Origin of the sequence: Natronomonas halophila, from assembly GCF_013391085.1 — an archaeon.
Taxonomy (GTDB): Archaea; Halobacteriota; Halobacteria; order Halobacteriales; family Haloarculaceae; genus Natronomonas; species Natronomonas halophila.
The window spans coordinates 2,238,365-2,252,498 of the sequence record NZ_CP058334.1; the positions used below are offsets into that span (position 1 = coordinate 2,238,365).

Annotated in this window: 17 protein-coding genes; 7 read left to right on the forward strand and 10 right to left on the reverse strand. The window is 66.6% G+C overall.

Annotated features, from left to right (window positions below; all coding sequences use genetic code 11):
* Window positions 1–13: 13 nt before the first annotated feature.
* Window positions 14–1,084 (forward strand): NADH:flavin oxidoreductase/NADH oxidase, encoded by a 1,071-nt coding sequence (locus tag HWV23_RS11945; RefSeq protein ID WP_178290625.1) that lies wholly within the window; start codon window positions 14–16, stop codon window positions 1,082–1,084.
* Window positions 1,085–1,143: 59 nt separating this feature from the next.
* On the opposite strand, the gene HWV23_RS11950 is transcribed toward HWV23_RS11945, so the two are convergent.
* The 5 genes from HWV23_RS11950 to pth2 form a co-directional block, all read right to left on the reverse strand.
* On the reverse strand, window positions 1,144–1,833 hold the full coding sequence (locus HWV23_RS11950; RefSeq protein WP_178290626.1) for a TOBE domain-containing protein: 690 nt from the start codon (window positions 1,831–1,833) through the stop codon (window positions 1,144–1,146).
* A 40-nt stretch (window positions 1,834–1,873) separates the two neighbouring features.
* The gene (locus tag HWV23_RS11955) at window positions 1,874–2,638 is read right to left on the reverse strand and encodes an ABC transporter ATP-binding protein (protein ID WP_178290627.1); all 765 of its coding nucleotides are present in this window, start codon (window positions 2,636–2,638) and stop codon (window positions 1,874–1,876) included.
* The gene (locus HWV23_RS11960) at window positions 2,638–3,360 is read right to left on the reverse strand and encodes an ABC transporter permease (protein WP_425487429.1); all 723 of its coding nucleotides are present in this window, start codon (window positions 3,358–3,360) and stop codon (window positions 2,638–2,640) included. Before HWV23_RS11960 ends, HWV23_RS11955 begins: the two co-directional genes overlap by 1 nt.
* On the reverse strand, window positions 3,357–4,292 hold the full coding sequence (locus HWV23_RS11965; RefSeq protein ID WP_178290629.1) for an ABC transporter substrate-binding protein: 936 nt from the start codon (window positions 4,290–4,292) through the stop codon (window positions 3,357–3,359). The genes HWV23_RS11960 and HWV23_RS11965 overlap by 4 nt, the downstream gene beginning before the upstream one ends.
* A gap of 278 nt (window positions 4,293–4,570) precedes the next feature.
* Window positions 4,571–4,909, reverse strand: coding sequence for a peptidyl-tRNA hydrolase Pth2 (pth2, locus tag HWV23_RS11970; protein WP_178290630.1), 339 nt, complete (start codon window positions 4,907–4,909; stop codon window positions 4,571–4,573).
* A 100-nt stretch (window positions 4,910–5,009) separates the two neighbouring features.
* Here pth2 and HWV23_RS11975 point away from each other — a divergent pair, with 100 nt between their 5' ends.
* Genes HWV23_RS11975 through HWV23_RS11995 form a run of 5 tightly spaced genes read left to right on the forward strand, consistent with a single transcriptional unit; the run spans window position 5,010 to window position 8,268 of the window.
* Entirely contained in the window at window positions 5,010–5,627 is a 618-nt protein-coding gene (locus HWV23_RS11975; protein ID WP_178290631.1) for a Yip1 family protein, read from the forward strand.
* Between the two features lie 45 nt (window positions 5,628–5,672).
* On the forward strand, window positions 5,673–6,269 hold the full coding sequence (gene dcd / locus HWV23_RS11980; protein WP_178290632.1) for a dCTP deaminase: 597 nt from the start codon (window positions 5,673–5,675) through the stop codon (window positions 6,267–6,269).
* Window positions 6,266–7,162, forward strand: coding sequence for a thiamine-phosphate synthase family protein (locus HWV23_RS11985; protein ID WP_178290633.1), 897 nt, complete (start codon window positions 6,266–6,268; stop codon window positions 7,160–7,162). The genes dcd and HWV23_RS11985 overlap by 4 nt, the downstream gene beginning before the upstream one ends.
* Entirely contained in the window at window positions 7,162–7,836 is a 675-nt protein-coding gene (locus tag HWV23_RS11990; RefSeq protein ID WP_178290634.1) for a class I SAM-dependent methyltransferase, read from the forward strand. The genes HWV23_RS11985 and HWV23_RS11990 overlap by 1 nt, the downstream gene beginning before the upstream one ends.
* Window positions 7,837–7,866: 30 nt before the next feature.
* Window positions 7,867–8,268, forward strand: a complete 402-nt coding sequence (locus tag HWV23_RS11995; RefSeq protein ID WP_178290635.1) for a hypothetical protein — start codon at window positions 7,867–7,869, stop codon at window positions 8,266–8,268.
* A 12-nt stretch (window positions 8,269–8,280) separates the two neighbouring features.
* Here the strand turns inward: HWV23_RS11995 and HWV23_RS12000 are convergent, their stop codons facing one another.
* The 4 genes from HWV23_RS12000 to HWV23_RS12015 all read right to left on the reverse strand — a co-directional run bounded on the left by HWV23_RS12000 (window position 8,281) and on the right by HWV23_RS12015 (window position 12,068).
* Window positions 8,281–9,552, reverse strand: a complete 1,272-nt coding sequence (locus HWV23_RS12000) for a DUF7405 family protein (protein ID WP_178290636.1) — start codon at window positions 9,550–9,552, stop codon at window positions 8,281–8,283.
* A gap of 50 nt (window positions 9,553–9,602) precedes the next feature.
* On the reverse strand, window positions 9,603–10,355 hold the full coding sequence (locus tag HWV23_RS12005; RefSeq protein ID WP_178290637.1) for a DUF7001 family protein: 753 nt from the start codon (window positions 10,353–10,355) through the stop codon (window positions 9,603–9,605).
* A 227-nt stretch (window positions 10,356–10,582) separates the two neighbouring features.
* Complete coding sequence (locus HWV23_RS12010; RefSeq protein WP_178290638.1) at window positions 10,583–11,515, reverse strand: sulfide-dependent adenosine diphosphate thiazole synthase; 933 nt, start codon at window positions 11,513–11,515, stop codon at window positions 10,583–10,585.
* 76 nt (window positions 11,516–11,591) lie between these two features.
* On the reverse strand, window positions 11,592–12,068 hold the full coding sequence (locus HWV23_RS12015; RefSeq protein ID WP_178290639.1) for a metal-dependent hydrolase: 477 nt from the start codon (window positions 12,066–12,068) through the stop codon (window positions 11,592–11,594).
* Window positions 12,069–12,166: 98 nt separating this feature from the next.
* On the opposite strand from HWV23_RS12015, the gene HWV23_RS12020 reads away from it, so the two are divergent.
* Window positions 12,167–12,460, forward strand: coding sequence for a DUF5789 family protein (locus tag HWV23_RS12020; protein ID WP_178290640.1), 294 nt, complete (start codon window positions 12,167–12,169; stop codon window positions 12,458–12,460).
* Window positions 12,461–12,684: 224 nt separating this feature from the next.
* Here the strand turns inward: HWV23_RS12020 and HWV23_RS12025 are convergent, their stop codons facing one another.
* The gene (locus HWV23_RS12025) at window positions 12,685–14,106 is read right to left on the reverse strand and encodes an HPP family protein (RefSeq protein ID WP_178290641.1); all 1,422 of its coding nucleotides are present in this window, start codon (window positions 14,104–14,106) and stop codon (window positions 12,685–12,687) included.
* Window positions 14,107–14,134 lie beyond the last annotated feature (28 nt).

The following is a 14,134-nucleotide window of genomic DNA, read 5'->3' on the forward strand; positions in this document are numbered from 1 at the left end:
CGAAGGTCCGGTAATGCATCTCTTTACGCCGTTCGAGGTCCGCGACGTGACCGCGCGGAACCGGGTGATGGTCTCGCCGATGTGTCAGTATTCTTGTGACGAGGACGGCCTCGCCACCGACTGGCATCAGGTCCATCTCGGCAGTCGAGCGTCCGGCGGCGCCGGCATCGTCATGGCCGAAGCCACTGCCGTGACGCCGCGCGGCCGCATCACGCCCCACGACCTCGGCATCTGGAGCGACGAACACGCCGACGCCCTCGAACCGACCACCGAGTTCATCAAATCACAGGGCGCGACGCCGGCCATCCAGTTGGCCCACGCGGGCCGGAAGGCCTCCACGGAACGTCCCGCCGACGGCGGCGGTCCGGTTCACGACGACCGCGGCTGGACGCCCGTCGGCCCGACCGAAACGCCGTGGCCCCACGACGAACCGCTCGAAACCGAACGGCTCGACACTGATGGCATCGCACGCATCGTCGATGCCTTCGTCGACGCTGCGCTCCGCTCGCTCGATGCCGGTTTCGAAATCCTCGAAATCCACGCTGCCCACGGCTATCTACTCCACGAGTTCCTCTCGCCCGTGACGAACACCCGCGAGGACCAGTACGGCGGCAGTTTCGAAAACCGGACGCGCCTGCTTCGGGAAATCGTCGCGGCCGTCCGCAACGAGATTCCCGAGGGGACGCCGCTTTTCGTCCGCATTTCGGCGACCGACTGGCTCCCGGACCGCCAGTCGTGGACGGTCGGCGACTCGGCCCGCCTCGCCCGTGACCTCGAACCCCTCGGCGTCGACCTCATCGACGTCAGCGCGGGCGCCATTCATCCCGACCAGCAGATTCCCGACACCGGCCCGCACTTCCAGGTCCCATACGCCGAGCGCGTCGGCGAAAGCGGGATGCCGGTCGGCGCGGTGGGGAAGATTACGACCGCGGAGGGAGCAGACGCCATCATCCGAAACGACCGCGCTGACCTCGCGGTCATCGGCCGGGAACACCTCCGGGACCCCTACTTCGCGATTCGAGCGGCCAAGGAACTCGGCCACGAGGCGCCGGTCCCGCGGCAGTACTATCGCGGCTTCAACTAACGGTCGGCAGTAGCGGCCGTGAAGGTATGAAGCAACGGACCAGTTGGCTACGTCCGGACTTACGAATCCAGCGCCGTCGCCCTCGCGGCCGTCGTTTTGAACGCAGTGATTACCTCGGTGCCTTCCTTCAGGTCGAGCCGGTCGACGCTTTCCTCCGTCACGACTGAGGTTATCGTTACGCTGTCTGCGACTTCGACACTCACCGTGGCCGTTGCGTCCTCGATGTCGAGTTCGTTGACGACGCCCCGAAGTTGATTTCGGAGGCTGGTGTGGCCATCCGACGGCGAGTGAGGGTCCATCAGCACGACGGCATCGGCTCGCACGGCGATTTCGACGTCTTCGGCTGCTTCCGGCACGCGGGCCGATATCTCCCCGGCAGCCGTTTGGACGGTCGCCAGTTCGCCGTACTGGTCGGTGACCGTTCCCGAGATGACGGATTCGGGGACGCTCGTCACGCCCGAGAGTTCGACGCGCAACCGCTCGAACCGTCGGATGAGGTCGAGCGCGTCGTCGGTCAGTTCGGTTCCGCCGCCGTCCTTGCCGCCGCGGGCCCGCCGCGTCAGTTGGCCGATGGCGTCCTCCAGTTCGACTACGCGCCGCTGGAGGTGTGGATACGACCGGCCGAGTTCGTCGGCTGCTCTGTGCATCGACCCGAACCGGTCGATGGCTCGCAGCATCTCGATATCGCGGCCGGTGACCGTCGTCTCGCCGATGGCGAGGTGCGGTTCGAAACCCTTCCTGAGCGTCATTGATGACTCCTTCGAGGCGGTGACGACACGGCGTTTCGGCTCAGTATATCAACTCTCCCGAGATAAACTTCCGGGTGCGGTCGTCCGATGGGTCCTCGAAGATGACCTCCGTCGGCGCGATTTCCGTGATGCTCCCATCGAGCAGCACCGCGACGCGGTCGGCGACGCGCTCGGCCTGATGCATGTCGTGTGTCGCGACGACGACGCCGATACCCCGGCTCCGGGCCTCGGCGATTGCTTCCTCGATGACGGCCGTGTTTCGCGGGTCCAGGTCCGAGGTCGGCTCGTCGAGCAACAGGACGTCCGGGTCGTAGGCCAGCGCGCGGGCGAAGGAGACACGTTGGGCCTCGCCGCCCGAGAGGGAGCCGGCGTGTTGGTCCATCTTCTCGGTCAGGCCAACGATATCGAGGGACTCGCAAACGGCGTCGGCGGTGCCGTTCGCCCCGACGAGCGAGCGGAGTTCGCTACGGAACCGTTCGCCCCACGACCTGCGGATGCGAAGCCCGTATTCGACGTTGCGGGCGACCGACCCATCGAAGAGGCTGGCCTCCTGAAAGACCATCCCGATACGGCGGCGCAGCGACAGCCGCTCGGTTTCGTCGGCGGTCCACACGTCCGTTCCGTCGAAGGTGACGGCCCCGTCGTCCGGTTCGAGCGACAGCGCGAGCATCCGGAGCAGCGTCGTCTTGCCGACGCCCGAGGGGCCGATGACGGCGACGACCTCGCCGGGTTCGATGTCGATAGAGACGTTTCGGAAGACGGCTTCGTCGCCGTAGGCCTGTGTAACGTCGGTCGCACGGAGCATCAGCGCTGGACCCCCTGGTCGCCGAAGCGGACGACGATGGCGTTGATGGTCAACACGAGGACGACCAAAATCGCGCCGAGCACCATCGCGGTCTCGTACTGGCCCTGCCGGGCTTCGAGTTGGATGGCGGTCGTCAGCGTCCGGGTCTTCGAGACGCCATCGGCGCTCGTGATGTTGCCGCCGACGATGAGGACGGACCCGACCTCGCTGATGGCGCGGCCGAACCCGGCCAGGATGGCCGTCGCGATGCCGTACCGCGCCTCCTTGATGACGACGAGCGCCACGTCGAGTCGCGTGCCGCCGAGGACGTGGGCGGCATCGCGGACGTTCTCGTTCACGCTCGTGATAGCTGCGAGACTGATGGCCGTAATCGGCGGCGTCGCGAGGACGAACTGCGACATGATCATCGCCTCTTTGGTGAAAATCAGGTTCAGCGACCCGAGCGGTCCCTGATTGGAGACCGCAAACAGGACCACGAGGCCGACGACGACGCTGGGAAAGCCCATCCCTGTGTTGATGACCGACTTCACGAACTGCTTGCCGGGGAAGTCGGTAAAGCCCATCACGATGGCGACTGGGATGCTGAACAGCGTACTCAGCGTCACGGCGATGAGGCTCACGTACAGCGAGACGTAGATGATGCTCGCGACGTAGCCCTCCCGAAACGGGAGGTCGAGGAAGGCCGGCAGTAGCTGTAGCGCCGAATCGAGCGGCACGGTCACTCGTCGGAGGAGTCGCTACTCCAACCTTCCGGAACGTACTGTTGGAAGTTCGGGTCCTCGGAGACGGCCTCGGGGAAGAACAGCTGTTCGCCGTTCATCTGGTAGTTCGAAATGGCCTCCTGTGCGCCGGGGCTGGTAATCCAGCCGATGTAGGCCATCGCGAGGTCGTAGTTGGCGTTGTCGTGGACGCCGGGGTTGACCGCCATGATGCCGTAGGGGTTCGCGAGGATTTCCGGGCCGTCCTCGATGGGGCCCTGTACGAGGATGGTGAGGTCGATTTCGGAGCGCTGGGAGATGAAGGTCCCGCGGTCCGAGAGAGTGTAGGCGCCCTGCTGGTTGGCGATGTTCAGCGCCTCGCCCATCCCGCTGCCGGTCTCCTGATACCAGTCGCCGCCGGGTTCGGTTCCCGCCGCCGCCCAGAGGTTGCGTTCCTTGGCGTGGGTCCCGGAGTTGTCACCACGGGAGACGAACGGCGCTTCCGTGTCGGCGATGGCGTCGAGCGCCTCGGTCGCCGAACTCATCCCCTGAACGCCCGCCGGGTCGCTTTCGGGGCCGACGATGACGAAGTCGTTGAACATCAGGTCCCGGCGGTTGATGCCGTAGCCGTTGCGCATGAACTCGTCTTCGAGGCCGCGGGCGTGGACCATCACCACGTCCGAATCGCCGTTGCGGGCCGATTCGAGGGCCGCGCCGGTCCCCTGTGCGACGGCGTCAACGGTCACGCCGTACATCTCCTCGAAGTCGGGATGAATCTCGTCGAGCAGCCCCGTGTCGTAGGTGCTCGTCGTCGTCGTAAGCGTCAGCGTCTCGCCGGCTACGTCCGGTTGGTTGCCGCCGGCGCCGTTGCCGCCGATGGCCTGTCCACACCCCGCCACGCTCGTGAGCGTCCCCGCGCCCACCGCCGCGATGAACTGTCGCCGTTGTATCGGCATGGGAACACCGATGGGCCCATCCCAATTATACTTTCCGTCCCTCATGTAACCAAAGAGGGTTACTCTTCCGTAGGCGGTAATCGAAATTATACATGGGTAAAAGCGTATTTTGGGCTACTATTCTACGTATTCGGGGTGTAGTACGAAACCTTGGATGTAAGCTATAATTGGTTACAAAGGTCGGTTCGAGTTCTCCGATACCTCGCTCACACGTCCTTGCGGTGTCCGTGATGGCCGCCCCGAAAAGGCATGCAGACAGGCACGCAAACGTTCCGAATCTAAAAGAGGCTGAGGTCGCCCGTTACCTTGTCGACGACGTTCTCCGGGCCGGGTCCGACCGCGAGCGCGGTGACGGTGCCGGGTTCCAGTTGCGTGTGGCCGGCGTCACGAACCAGCGCGTAGGGCAGTCCTTCACGCCGGGCCTTGTCGGCGAGTTCCTGTAACTGCGATTCGCTTTTGCCTTTCAGGACGATTTTCTTCTGACCGCCGGATTTCCACGACGATTGGGTACTGGAATCGGCGTCCTCGTAGGCCTGCAGCGAGGCGTGTGCGACCTGTGCGGCGAGTTTACCTTTCCCCATCCCAACGTCGGTGCGGGCGACGATGGCCTGTTTCATACTACGGACTGGGCGGGTGACGGACAAAAACCGGGCGGTTACCGTGCCGTCGCTCGACGATACTGGAGGTTTATACCGCTTGGCGGGCAAGCCAGGCGCGATGGCCCTCCACGCCCTCCGGGACCTGCTCGTGTCCCCGAGAGACTTCTTCGAATCGCGCCACCCGCAAACGCTCGTCTGGCCCGCTATCGGTGCTATCCTGCTGGTGGCAGTCGTCACCGCCGTCGGCCTGTGGGCGGTGATGCAACTCGCGCTCGCGGACCTCCCGCCCGAGGGGCGCGACGCGTTCCAGCGGGTGTTCGGCACCGTCGTCGTCCTCCTTCCGATTATCATGCTTATCAGTTGGGCCATCATCGCCGGCGTCGTCCACCTTCTCGTCCGTGGCGATGCCGAGGCGGCGACCTACGGCCGGACGTTCGGTATCGTCGGCCTCGCGGCCCTCCTCGAAATCCCCGCGACCGTTATCGGCTTCGCGCGGGCCTACATGCTGTTCGCATCGGTGTCGTTTTCGGACCCCCAAGTGGCACAGCGACAAATCGAAACAGCATCAGGCGGCGGCGACCCGCTTGTGTTGCTCGTCTGGGTTCTCGTGACGCTCTGGAAAGGCTACGTCTGGAAGGAGGGGCTGATCGGTGCCTACAACCTCCCAAGCGACAGCGCGACGCTGGCCGCGGCCGCCGCCGTCGCCATCTCGCTTCTCATGGTGTTCTTCGGTTAACTCGCATCGTGGACCTTTAAGCCCCTGAAGCCCCCCTCTCAGGGCATGATACTCTCCGATGCGGACATCCGCCGTCGCCTGACGGACGGCGACCTCGTCGTCGAACCTCTCGACGACCCCGAGTTGCAGATTCAGCCCGCCAGCATCGACCTCCGACTCGGCCGGGAGTTCCTGGAGTTCCAGCGCACCAACATCCCCTGTATCCACCCCAACAGCGAACAGGAGGTCGACGAGTACGTCGACGAGACCTACGTCGAGGAAGGCGAGGACTTCATCCTCCATCCCGGCGATTTCGTCCTCGGGACGACCAAGGAACGCGTCGAAATCCCGGCGGACCTCATCGCCCACGTCGAGGGCCGGTCGTCGCTCGGCCGGCTCGCGGTCGTCGTCCACGCGACGGCGGGCCTCTGTGACCCCGGCTACGAGGGTCAGATCACGCTCGAGTTGTCGAACCTCGGGACCGCGCCGGTCGCGCTGACGCCCGACATGCGCATCTCGCAGTTGACCTTCACCGAACTGAAAAACCCCGCCGAACGGCCCTACGGCGCCGAGCGCGGGTCGAAATATCAGGGACAGGCCGGGCCGCAGGCCTCCCGCATCCAGTCGGATGAGGAGTTCGGCGGCGAGCAACTGGACCGATGAAGTTCATCGAAGAGGTCGTCGTCGAGGAGTTCCTCCCGACGTTTCGGGCGATGCTCGCAGGGGAGTTGCGCGACCGGGACCGCACCCAAAGCGAGGTCGCCGAACTGCTCGGAATCAGCCAGAGCGCCGTCTCGAAGTACGCCCACGGCGAGGTCGAGACCAACGACGTCCTCGCCGAGGACGACCGGGTCGTCGAGTTGGTCGACCGACTGGCCGACGGCCTCACCTCCGGCGACATGACACGCGTGCAGGCGCTCGTCGAGACCGAGGTACTCATCCGGAAACTGGAGCGCGGCGACGTGCTCGCTCGCCTCCACGAGGAGGCCTTCCCGCCGCTTGCCGACTACGAGGGCGCGCTTGATATCCACGACCCCGAAAGCGAACTGCGGACGGCCGAACGCGTCCGGTCGTCGGTCCGCCGCGGCGTCCGGACCCTCGAAACCATCAGCGGCTTCGCGGCGCTCATCCCGGCGGTCGGTTCGAATCTCGTCGAGGCGTTGCCGGACGCGAAGGGCATCGACGACGTCGCCGCCGTTCCCGGCCGAATCCTCGATATCAAAGGGCGGGCGACGGTTCCCAGCGACCCCGAGTTCGGTGTCTCCGAACACGTCGCCTCGGTTCTGCTGGCGGCCCGGAGCGGCGGCCACGACGCCCGCGCGGCACTGAACGTCCGCTACGACGAGGACATCATCGGGAAACTCGAGGCGGCGGGCTACGAGACCGTCGAGTTCGACGCCGAGGCGGACGTCGGGACGGCGATTGCCGACGCGCTGGCCGACGAGTCGAACCCCGACGTCCTCTATCAGACCGGCGGGTTCGGTATCGAACCCGTCTGCTACATCCTCGGTGCCGACGCCTCGGCGGTCGTCGGGACCGTCCGCGATATCGTCTGATGGCTATCGCCGAGTTCTACGGCCGCTGGGCCGACTGCTACGACCGCATCGCGACCGCACCCGGTGTCGGCCGCTGGCGTCGCGCGGCCGCCGCGGCCGTCGCCTCGCCCGGCGACACCATCGTCGAGATGGGCTGTGGAACCGGCGCGAACCTCCCGTATCTCCGTGAACGGGTCGGCCCCGAGGGCCACGTTATCGGCCTCGATATCACGCCCGAACTGCTCGACCGGGCGCGGAGACGCGCTGTGGAATACGACAACGTCGAGGTGCTGCGGGCCGACGCGACGCGGCCGCCGTTCGGTGGCGGCGATGGGACCAACATTGACGCTATCGTCGGCAGTTTCGTCTGCGGGATGTTCGAGGACCCGGCGGCCGTCGTCGGCGACTGGTGTGACGTCGTGGGAACCGGTGGCCGCATCGCATTGCTCGAAGCCACGGCGACCGACGAGTTGCTGGGTCGGCCGCTGAACCCGCTTTTCAGGGCCTTCACCGCTGTCGGAGCGCCCGGGACGGACGCTTGGGACGTACTCCGAGCGCCGTTCAGAGGTGTCGACACCGTTCTCTCGGAGCGAGTAAGCGCGGCACAGAGCGTCCTCGCTGACCGGACGGTCGAGCGACGCCACGAGACGTTCGCGCTCGGGTTCGTCGACCTGCTGTCCGGCCGCGTTCGCTAACGTTTTCGGCCGAGCGCGCTACCGGGTGGTATGGACCGACGCGTACTCGCCGGTGCGGCGGCGACCTGTTTCGTCTTCGTCGGCGCCGCCGTCGCCGATTTCTTCCTTGCCGACGGCTTCGCGCCCCTCGTCCTGCTGGCCGGCCTCGCCGGGGGGCTGGTCGCCGGCCTGCTGTCGGCTTCCCCGGGCCACCTCGGTGCGGGCGCTCTGGCCGGCGGCTACGGCGCCGCGGCGGGCTTTCTGGCCTTCCTCGTGGTCGGTGTCGTCCAATCGGTCGTCAGCGGCGATTTCGGCGTACTCCTGCTCGGGTTCCGGACGCTGCTCATCGCGCTCCTGCTGGTGCCGGTTCATGCGCTGTTGGGGGCGATGACGGCACCGCTGGGCGTTCGGATTCGGCGGGCCGCGGGACTTGAGACCTCGCTGCCGGAGTAGACGCTTGGACGCTTAGACGCTGCCATCCGGTCGCGGGAGCGCGCGCTGCTCCCGCGAGGGGACGAGGAAGTTCCCGCGGTGTTTGACGAAGATGTAGCGGAGGATGCCGTTGTTGACCCGTTGGCGGATGGCCGGCGTTTCGGCGACGACGTCGGCGGCGTTCATCGCCTCGCGGACCTCCTCGAAGGTGGAGATGCCCTGCTGGAGGCTCGGGAAATGGAGGCTGGCGACGCCCTCGTCGGTGGATTCGACGTGGCGGCGGACCGTCCGGATGTTGCCCTCGTCGTCGCGGTTGGCCGCGGCCATCTTCTGAGCGTGGCCGATGGCGCCGTGGTCGTTGGCTTCCCCGACGAGGCTCTCGATGTCCTCGGGAACGACGCCGCTGTTGTCGCCGAGGTTGTCGCCGACGCCCTCGACGTCGCCGACCAGACGGGTGCTGAACAGTTTCTTGACCATGCTGTCGTGGTCGTTGTCGCCGTACCAGCGGCCGAGGCGCTGCTGGAGGTGGCTGACGTGCTTCGTCGTCCCGCCGGCGAAGGGGCCGTCCTCGATGGTGACGTACTCCTCGGTGGCCTGGTTGCCCCGGAAGCCGGCGTCGAAGCCCATGAACAGTTTGGCGGCCTCCGGCACGTCGGCGTCCTCGGGAATGCCGTCGACTTCGTCGGCGCGTTCGGCGGGCATCCCTTTGCCGATAAAGCCCGTTCGCCGCTCGGCGACCGTTCCGGGGAAGGCAACCGCGTCGATGCCGTTGGCCGTCTCGCCGTCGCCGAAGAGGGCTTCTTCGGCCTCCAGCACGACGTCCGCGCGGTCGGAGGCCACCTGCAGGAGAGCGTCCTGCGTGTCGAAATCGGGGCTTTCGAAATCCGAGAGCGCGCGCGGTTCGGGGAGGTCGACGCCCTCGGGGGCGGCCCCGTAGCGCTGGAAGTAGGCCGGCGAGTAGCCGATGGAGTAGAGCAGGCCGGCCGACGAGCGCTCGTAGGCCCGGTCGAGGACCGAAAGCGCCTCGTCGACGGCCGCTCGCGTCTCGTCGCTCGGTTCGCCCGACTCGTCGAGGTCGATATAGAGGAAGGCGTGGTGCTGCGGCAGGACTGGGTTGCCGTGCTCGTCGGTGGCCATCGCATCCCGCCACGCGTGCTGGCGGGCGGGGAGGGTCGAGGGGTCGTCGACGCCCTCGGGGACCGGCTCGTCGGTTATATCGAGGCAGGCCGAAAGTCCCGCGGTGCCGCCGACTGCAACGGCGGCCTTCAGGAAGCGTCGGCGGGTCGGCGTGTACCGACGTGTCATTGGTCGAAGTTGGTCGCCGAGGAGGATGGGCGTTTTGGTCCGCGAACGGCTTACCCGTACCGGGCGGCGTGGGCTTCACAGAACGGCGAACCCTGCAATTGCGCCGCGAGCAGTTCCGGCTGTCGGTGGGCGTTATACAGCCGGCAATCGGAGTCCTCGCAGAACGCCTCGCCGGTTTCGAGGTAGTGGTAGGCAGCCAGCACGGCGCCTTTCAGGGCGTCGGTCGTTCGGGGGTCGTCGGCGACGAGGAAGTCCCCCTCGACTTCGTTTTCGAGGACCTCCCGCGGCGGCGCGTCGCCGGACAGCAGGGCGTGCTGTTGCTTGGCTTTATAATACGATTCGGGCTTGGCCGGGGCTTCGTAGAGGCCGGGGACCGAAACGACAGCGGGTTGACCCAGAACGTTCACGCGCTTGTGCCAGCGGCCGTCGTGGTCGCCCCATGTGCCGACGACGCGGTCCAGCAGGACGACGTGGAGGTGGTCAAGCGGGCAGTCTAGCCGTTTGCGGAGAGCATCCTGAACCGCCAAGCCGTCGTAAATGACGCCGCCGGCACGCTCGGGTGATTCGAGGGCCCGTTCCTCGTAGCGGAGGATGCCGGTCATCGTGTTGCCGGTCTCACGCTCGTAAGGGGAGACGACGCGGGCCTCGGCGAATTCTCGTGCTAACTCTTCGTCACCGATATCGTCCAGCATCCGGTCCTCGATAGCCACTTCGGCGTCGACACGCTGTGCTAACCACTCGCCGAGTTCGTCGGCGTCGGCTTCCGTCGTCGGTGCGCGATAGAGCGTGACTCGGTCGGGCATAGCGGTGTTAGTTTATAAGCGGAGCATCCGCTGAGGGGGGCGTTCGAAGAACGCCCCCGAGGCGGTTCGCGGCGACGAGCGAAGCGAGTCGCCGTAGCGCGCACGGACTGGAGCGCCCGAAGGGCGCGGAAGGAGTACGCGCGCATATTTTCCCCACGTTTTTGCCGCGGAGGTGGGTTCGGCGCCGTAGCGCGCCGAACCGCCGGAGCGTGCAAAAAGTGGGCGTTCTAGTCGTCCGCGGGTTCCGGACTCCGCGTCGTCAGTTCCACCTCGGGCGCATCGACGTCGAGTTCGTCCAGCGCGACCTGTGCGGCGCGCTTGCCGGAGACGAGCATGGCACCGAAGGTGGGGCCCATCCGCGGGAGGCCGTAGGTGGTCGCGGTGGCCATGCCGGTGACGACGAGGCCGTCGTGGGCGAGGCCGGTGTGTTCGACGACGGCGTCCTCGCTTTCGCCGACCCACATGGAGTCGTGGCCGGGCGAGTCGTGGCCGGGGGCGCCGTAGGAGTCGTCGCCGGTGGCGTCCATGCCGGTGTTGTGCTCCTCTGCGTGTTCGATACCGGGGGCGTTGAGGACGCCGCGTTCCTGCAGTTTGGAGACGGCGACGGCGTCGTGGCCCGTTGCGTCGATGACGAGGTCGGCCTCAACGGCGATGGGGTCGACGCAGGTGATTTCCCGCGGCAGGGCGTGGACGGGCGTCCAGTTCATGACGATGCCGCCGACCTTGTGGTCCTCGCGGATGACGATATCGGTGAACTCCGTCATGTTCTGCATCTTCGCGCCGGCGTCGCAGGCGGCCTTGATAAGGCCCGAACAGGCCTCGGGGCCGTTGGCGACGTAGAGGTCGTCCGTGTCGCGGGATTCCTTGTAGTCGACGTCGAGGTCTTCGAGGACTTCCTGTGCGGGGTCACGGACGGTGACCTTGTTCATCAGGAAGCCGCCGAGCCAGAAGCCGCCGCCGAGATAGTTGTTCTTCTCGACGACCATCGTCTGGACGCCGCGCTCGGAGAGTTCCTTGGCGGCCATCAGCCCGGAGGGGCCGCCGCCGACGATGATGACGTCGGAATCGGAGAAATCCATGAACTCCTCGGTCCACTCCTGCCCGATTGCTCGTGTTACTTCCGCTTCGCCCGCGTTCGAGAACTGGCTAAACTCGCTCATACCACTAGGTGGTATCGACTACGAATACTAAGTCGTTCGGGTCGACGGTGGCGACATCTCGGGCCGCCGGTATTCCTTAGAAAAGCGCCAGCGTCTGCGCGAGCAGGGCGATTCCGGCCCCGGCGCCGAACAGCGCGACGTTGGCGCGGCGGTTCGCGGCGGGGATTACGTCGAAGGAGTGGTGCCAGTCCGAAAGCGGCGCGAAGGGACGAACGCCCATCGGCGTGATGCTGTCGGCCAGCAGATGCGAGACGAGGGAGACGGCGGTCGCGGTGGCGAAAACGGTGGCCAACGTTGACGGACCGCCGAGGCGCGCGCCAGCCACGACCCCGATGACGGCCGCCAGCAGCGAGCAGGCGGTGACGAACCAGACGGTATGGGTCGGCCCGCGGTGCGGAATCGGAAGCACCTCGTCGACGTCGGGCAGCGACGAGCAGGCGACCGCGATGGCGGTGCCGGCGACTGCGAGCGTCGGGTCGCCGCCCGCTGACAGCAGGGCGGCGACGGGCCCGTAACAGCATAGCGCCGCGCCCGCGTGGCCCAGTCGGTACATACCGGTCCTTCGGCCGGAGCGGTATCAATGTCTCGTGACCTCCGAGCGCCCACGACTCGTTCGTAAGGATTACGACGGGATGCCGCAAACACCGAGGTATGAGCGACAACGGCGAGGAAGCAGAAGACGAAGGGCCCGCGGTCGAACTCGGCGAGGGCGACTCCGTCGAGGGCGCGCCGCTGGCACGGGTCGCCTCCCGACTCCACTACGCCATCGAGAAGAGCGAAGTCGAGCGCCGCGAGGGTGATACCACGATTCGGACGCCCGACGGTCCCCGCGAACTCGGCGCGGTTCTCGAAGAGACCGACGAGGTCTACTTCGACACCCGCCAGTCCTTCGAGGACGCGGTCCGCGAGGTCATCGGGACAGGACCGATTCCGACCGAGGAATAGCGCGGGTCGGAACGAACGAAGTGAGCGAGCCCCGCGAAGATAGCGCGGGCCGGAGTGACCGAGCCCCACGGGACGACCATCGGTGGAAACGGCCACCGCGCGAACCTTTTGCGGAAGAACGCGCAGTAGTAGCCACGAGTCTCGTGTTCAGCTCCTCCTTCGACTCGGCGGACACCGGTGAACCCGTCGAGGCGTTCTTCGAGCGGGTCTGACAGGGCGGTCGGCTACCGACGGTCGACGATGGCGATGTCCGTCTCGACGTCCGGGAGGTGCTCGAACGTCGGCGGTGAGATGAGCCGGGAGGTGCGACTCCGGTCCCGACTCGACCCGATGATGATGAGGTCGTTCGTCCGGGCGACGCGCCGGAGGAATCGACCGAAGGAGGCGTTGATAACGCGGGTTTCGATGCGGCCATCGGCGGTGCCGACCAGGTTGGCGAGCATTTCGTCGGCCGACCGCCGCTGTTTTTCGGTGTCGATACACCGGGCAACGCTGGCGTGGCCGTCCGACCCGACGAGTCGGAGCGCGAAATCGATCATCGCGTGGGCGGTGTCGCTCGCGCGGCGGACCGGGACCATGACGCGGTTCCACTCGGTCCGGCCGTCGTGGGTCCGGTGGACGAGCACGTCGATTTCGGCGTTCATCAGCCGCCTGATGTACGACGCCAGTTCACCGTCGCTGGCCTCGTAGGGGACCGCGACTATATCGCAGTTCGTCTCGGCGGCAGTCTGCCGAATCGTCTCGCCGAGAACCGGCCCCTCGGAGACGACGACGACCTGACAGGGAACGTCGAGGGTCGTCTCGATGCGGTCGCCCAGCGCCTCGAGCTCCGCGGCGACGGCCGCGGTCGCCGCGCCGGCTCTCGCCTCGTCGGAGGCCGTTTCTGCCCCCTCGTTGTCTTCGGTTACCTCCTCGCTGGCGACGTCGAGCAGGACGACCTTCCCGGCGTCGTGAGCGGCGGCGAGTCGGGCGCCGAGCATGGCCGTCGCCTCGGGATGCTCGCCGCGCATCGGGACGAGCACGCGGTCGTCGTCCTTCGTCGACCGGTAGAGATAGCGGGCCCGCTGTTCGTAGAAGTAGCTCCGCCAGACGGCGAAGACGCCGGCGACGATGGTCGACGAGAGGAAGACGCTGATGACGAAGGCGGCCTGTTGGCCGGGGTCCACGAGCAGACCGAGCAACGCCACCGCGAAGGCCGTCGCCTCCTCGATATCGAGCGCCCACGTGAGCGCGCCCGTGAGGAGGACGGCGAAGGCGGCCCCGGGTGCGTCGACTTCGATGGCACTCGGCGGTGCGGTCGGGTAGACGAAATGGACGGCAATCAGGATCGCGACCCACGAACAGAGCGCGCCCGCGGTGAGGCCGCCGACGAACCGGACCGGCGAGGCGTGCTTGCCCTCAGGGTTCGAAAAGAGCGCGTAGGTGCCGGCCGCGAGCGGCGGGAAGACGAAGAATGACAGCGAATCGAGATGGTTCGACAGGTAGGTCAGAAGCGCCACGAGCGACGGCACGAAGACGAGCATCGAGACGTGGATGATGACGTTCGTCTCCTCGAGCCGCCGGAAGAACAGGCGAATCGGCCGGCGGTCGAACCACGGGAGGCGTCGCAGGCGCCGCTCGATTCGGTCACGGAGCGACTCCGGCATACTCCATCGTCGCCGTAGAGATGCCTTA

Bases quoted from the DNA above. Each gene is read 5' to 3' on its own strand.
- HWV23_RS11945 (WP_178290625.1), top strand. From the start codon at position 14: ATGCATCTCTTTACGCCGTTCGAGGTCCGCGACGTGACCGCGCGGAAC.
- HWV23_RS11950 (WP_178290626.1), bottom strand. From the start codon at position 1,833: ATGACGCTCAGGAAGGGTTTCGAACCGCACCTCGCCATCGGCGAGACG.
- HWV23_RS11955 (WP_178290627.1), bottom strand. From the start codon at position 2,638: ATGCTCCGTGCGACCGACGTTACACAGGCCTACGGCGACGAAGCCGTC.
- HWV23_RS11965 (WP_178290629.1), bottom strand. From the start codon at position 4,292: ATGCCGATACAACGGCGACAGTTCATCGCGGCGGTGGGCGCGGGGACG.
- pth2 (WP_178290630.1), bottom strand. From the start codon at position 4,909: ATGAAACAGGCCATCGTCGCCCGCACCGACGTTGGGATGGGGAAAGGT.
- HWV23_RS11975 (WP_178290631.1), top strand. From the start codon at position 5,010: ATGGCCCTCCACGCCCTCCGGGACCTGCTCGTGTCCCCGAGAGACTTC.
- dcd (WP_178290632.1), top strand. From the start codon at position 5,673: ATGATACTCTCCGATGCGGACATCCGCCGTCGCCTGACGGACGGCGAC.
- HWV23_RS11985 (WP_178290633.1), top strand. From the start codon at position 6,266: ATGAAGTTCATCGAAGAGGTCGTCGTCGAGGAGTTCCTCCCGACGTTT.
- HWV23_RS11990 (WP_178290634.1), top strand. From the start codon at position 7,162: ATGGCTATCGCCGAGTTCTACGGCCGCTGGGCCGACTGCTACGACCGC.
- HWV23_RS11995 (WP_178290635.1), top strand. From the start codon at position 7,867: ATGGACCGACGCGTACTCGCCGGTGCGGCGGCGACCTGTTTCGTCTTC.
- HWV23_RS12000 (WP_178290636.1), bottom strand. From the start codon at position 9,552: ATGACACGTCGGTACACGCCGACCCGCCGACGCTTCCTGAAGGCCGCC.
- HWV23_RS12005 (WP_178290637.1), bottom strand. From the start codon at position 10,355: ATGCCCGACCGAGTCACGCTCTATCGCGCACCGACGACGGAAGCCGAC.
- HWV23_RS12010 (WP_178290638.1), bottom strand. From the start codon at position 11,515: ATGAGCGAGTTTAGCCAGTTCTCGAACGCGGGCGAAGCGGAAGTAACA.
- HWV23_RS12015 (WP_178290639.1), bottom strand. From the start codon at position 12,068: ATGTACCGACTGGGCCACGCGGGCGCGGCGCTATGCTGTTACGGGCCC.
- HWV23_RS12020 (WP_178290640.1), top strand. From the start codon at position 12,167: ATGAGCGACAACGGCGAGGAAGCAGAAGACGAAGGGCCCGCGGTCGAA.
- HWV23_RS12025 (WP_178290641.1), bottom strand. From the start codon at position 14,106: ATGCCGGAGTCGCTCCGTGACCGAATCGAGCGGCGCCTGCGACGCCTC.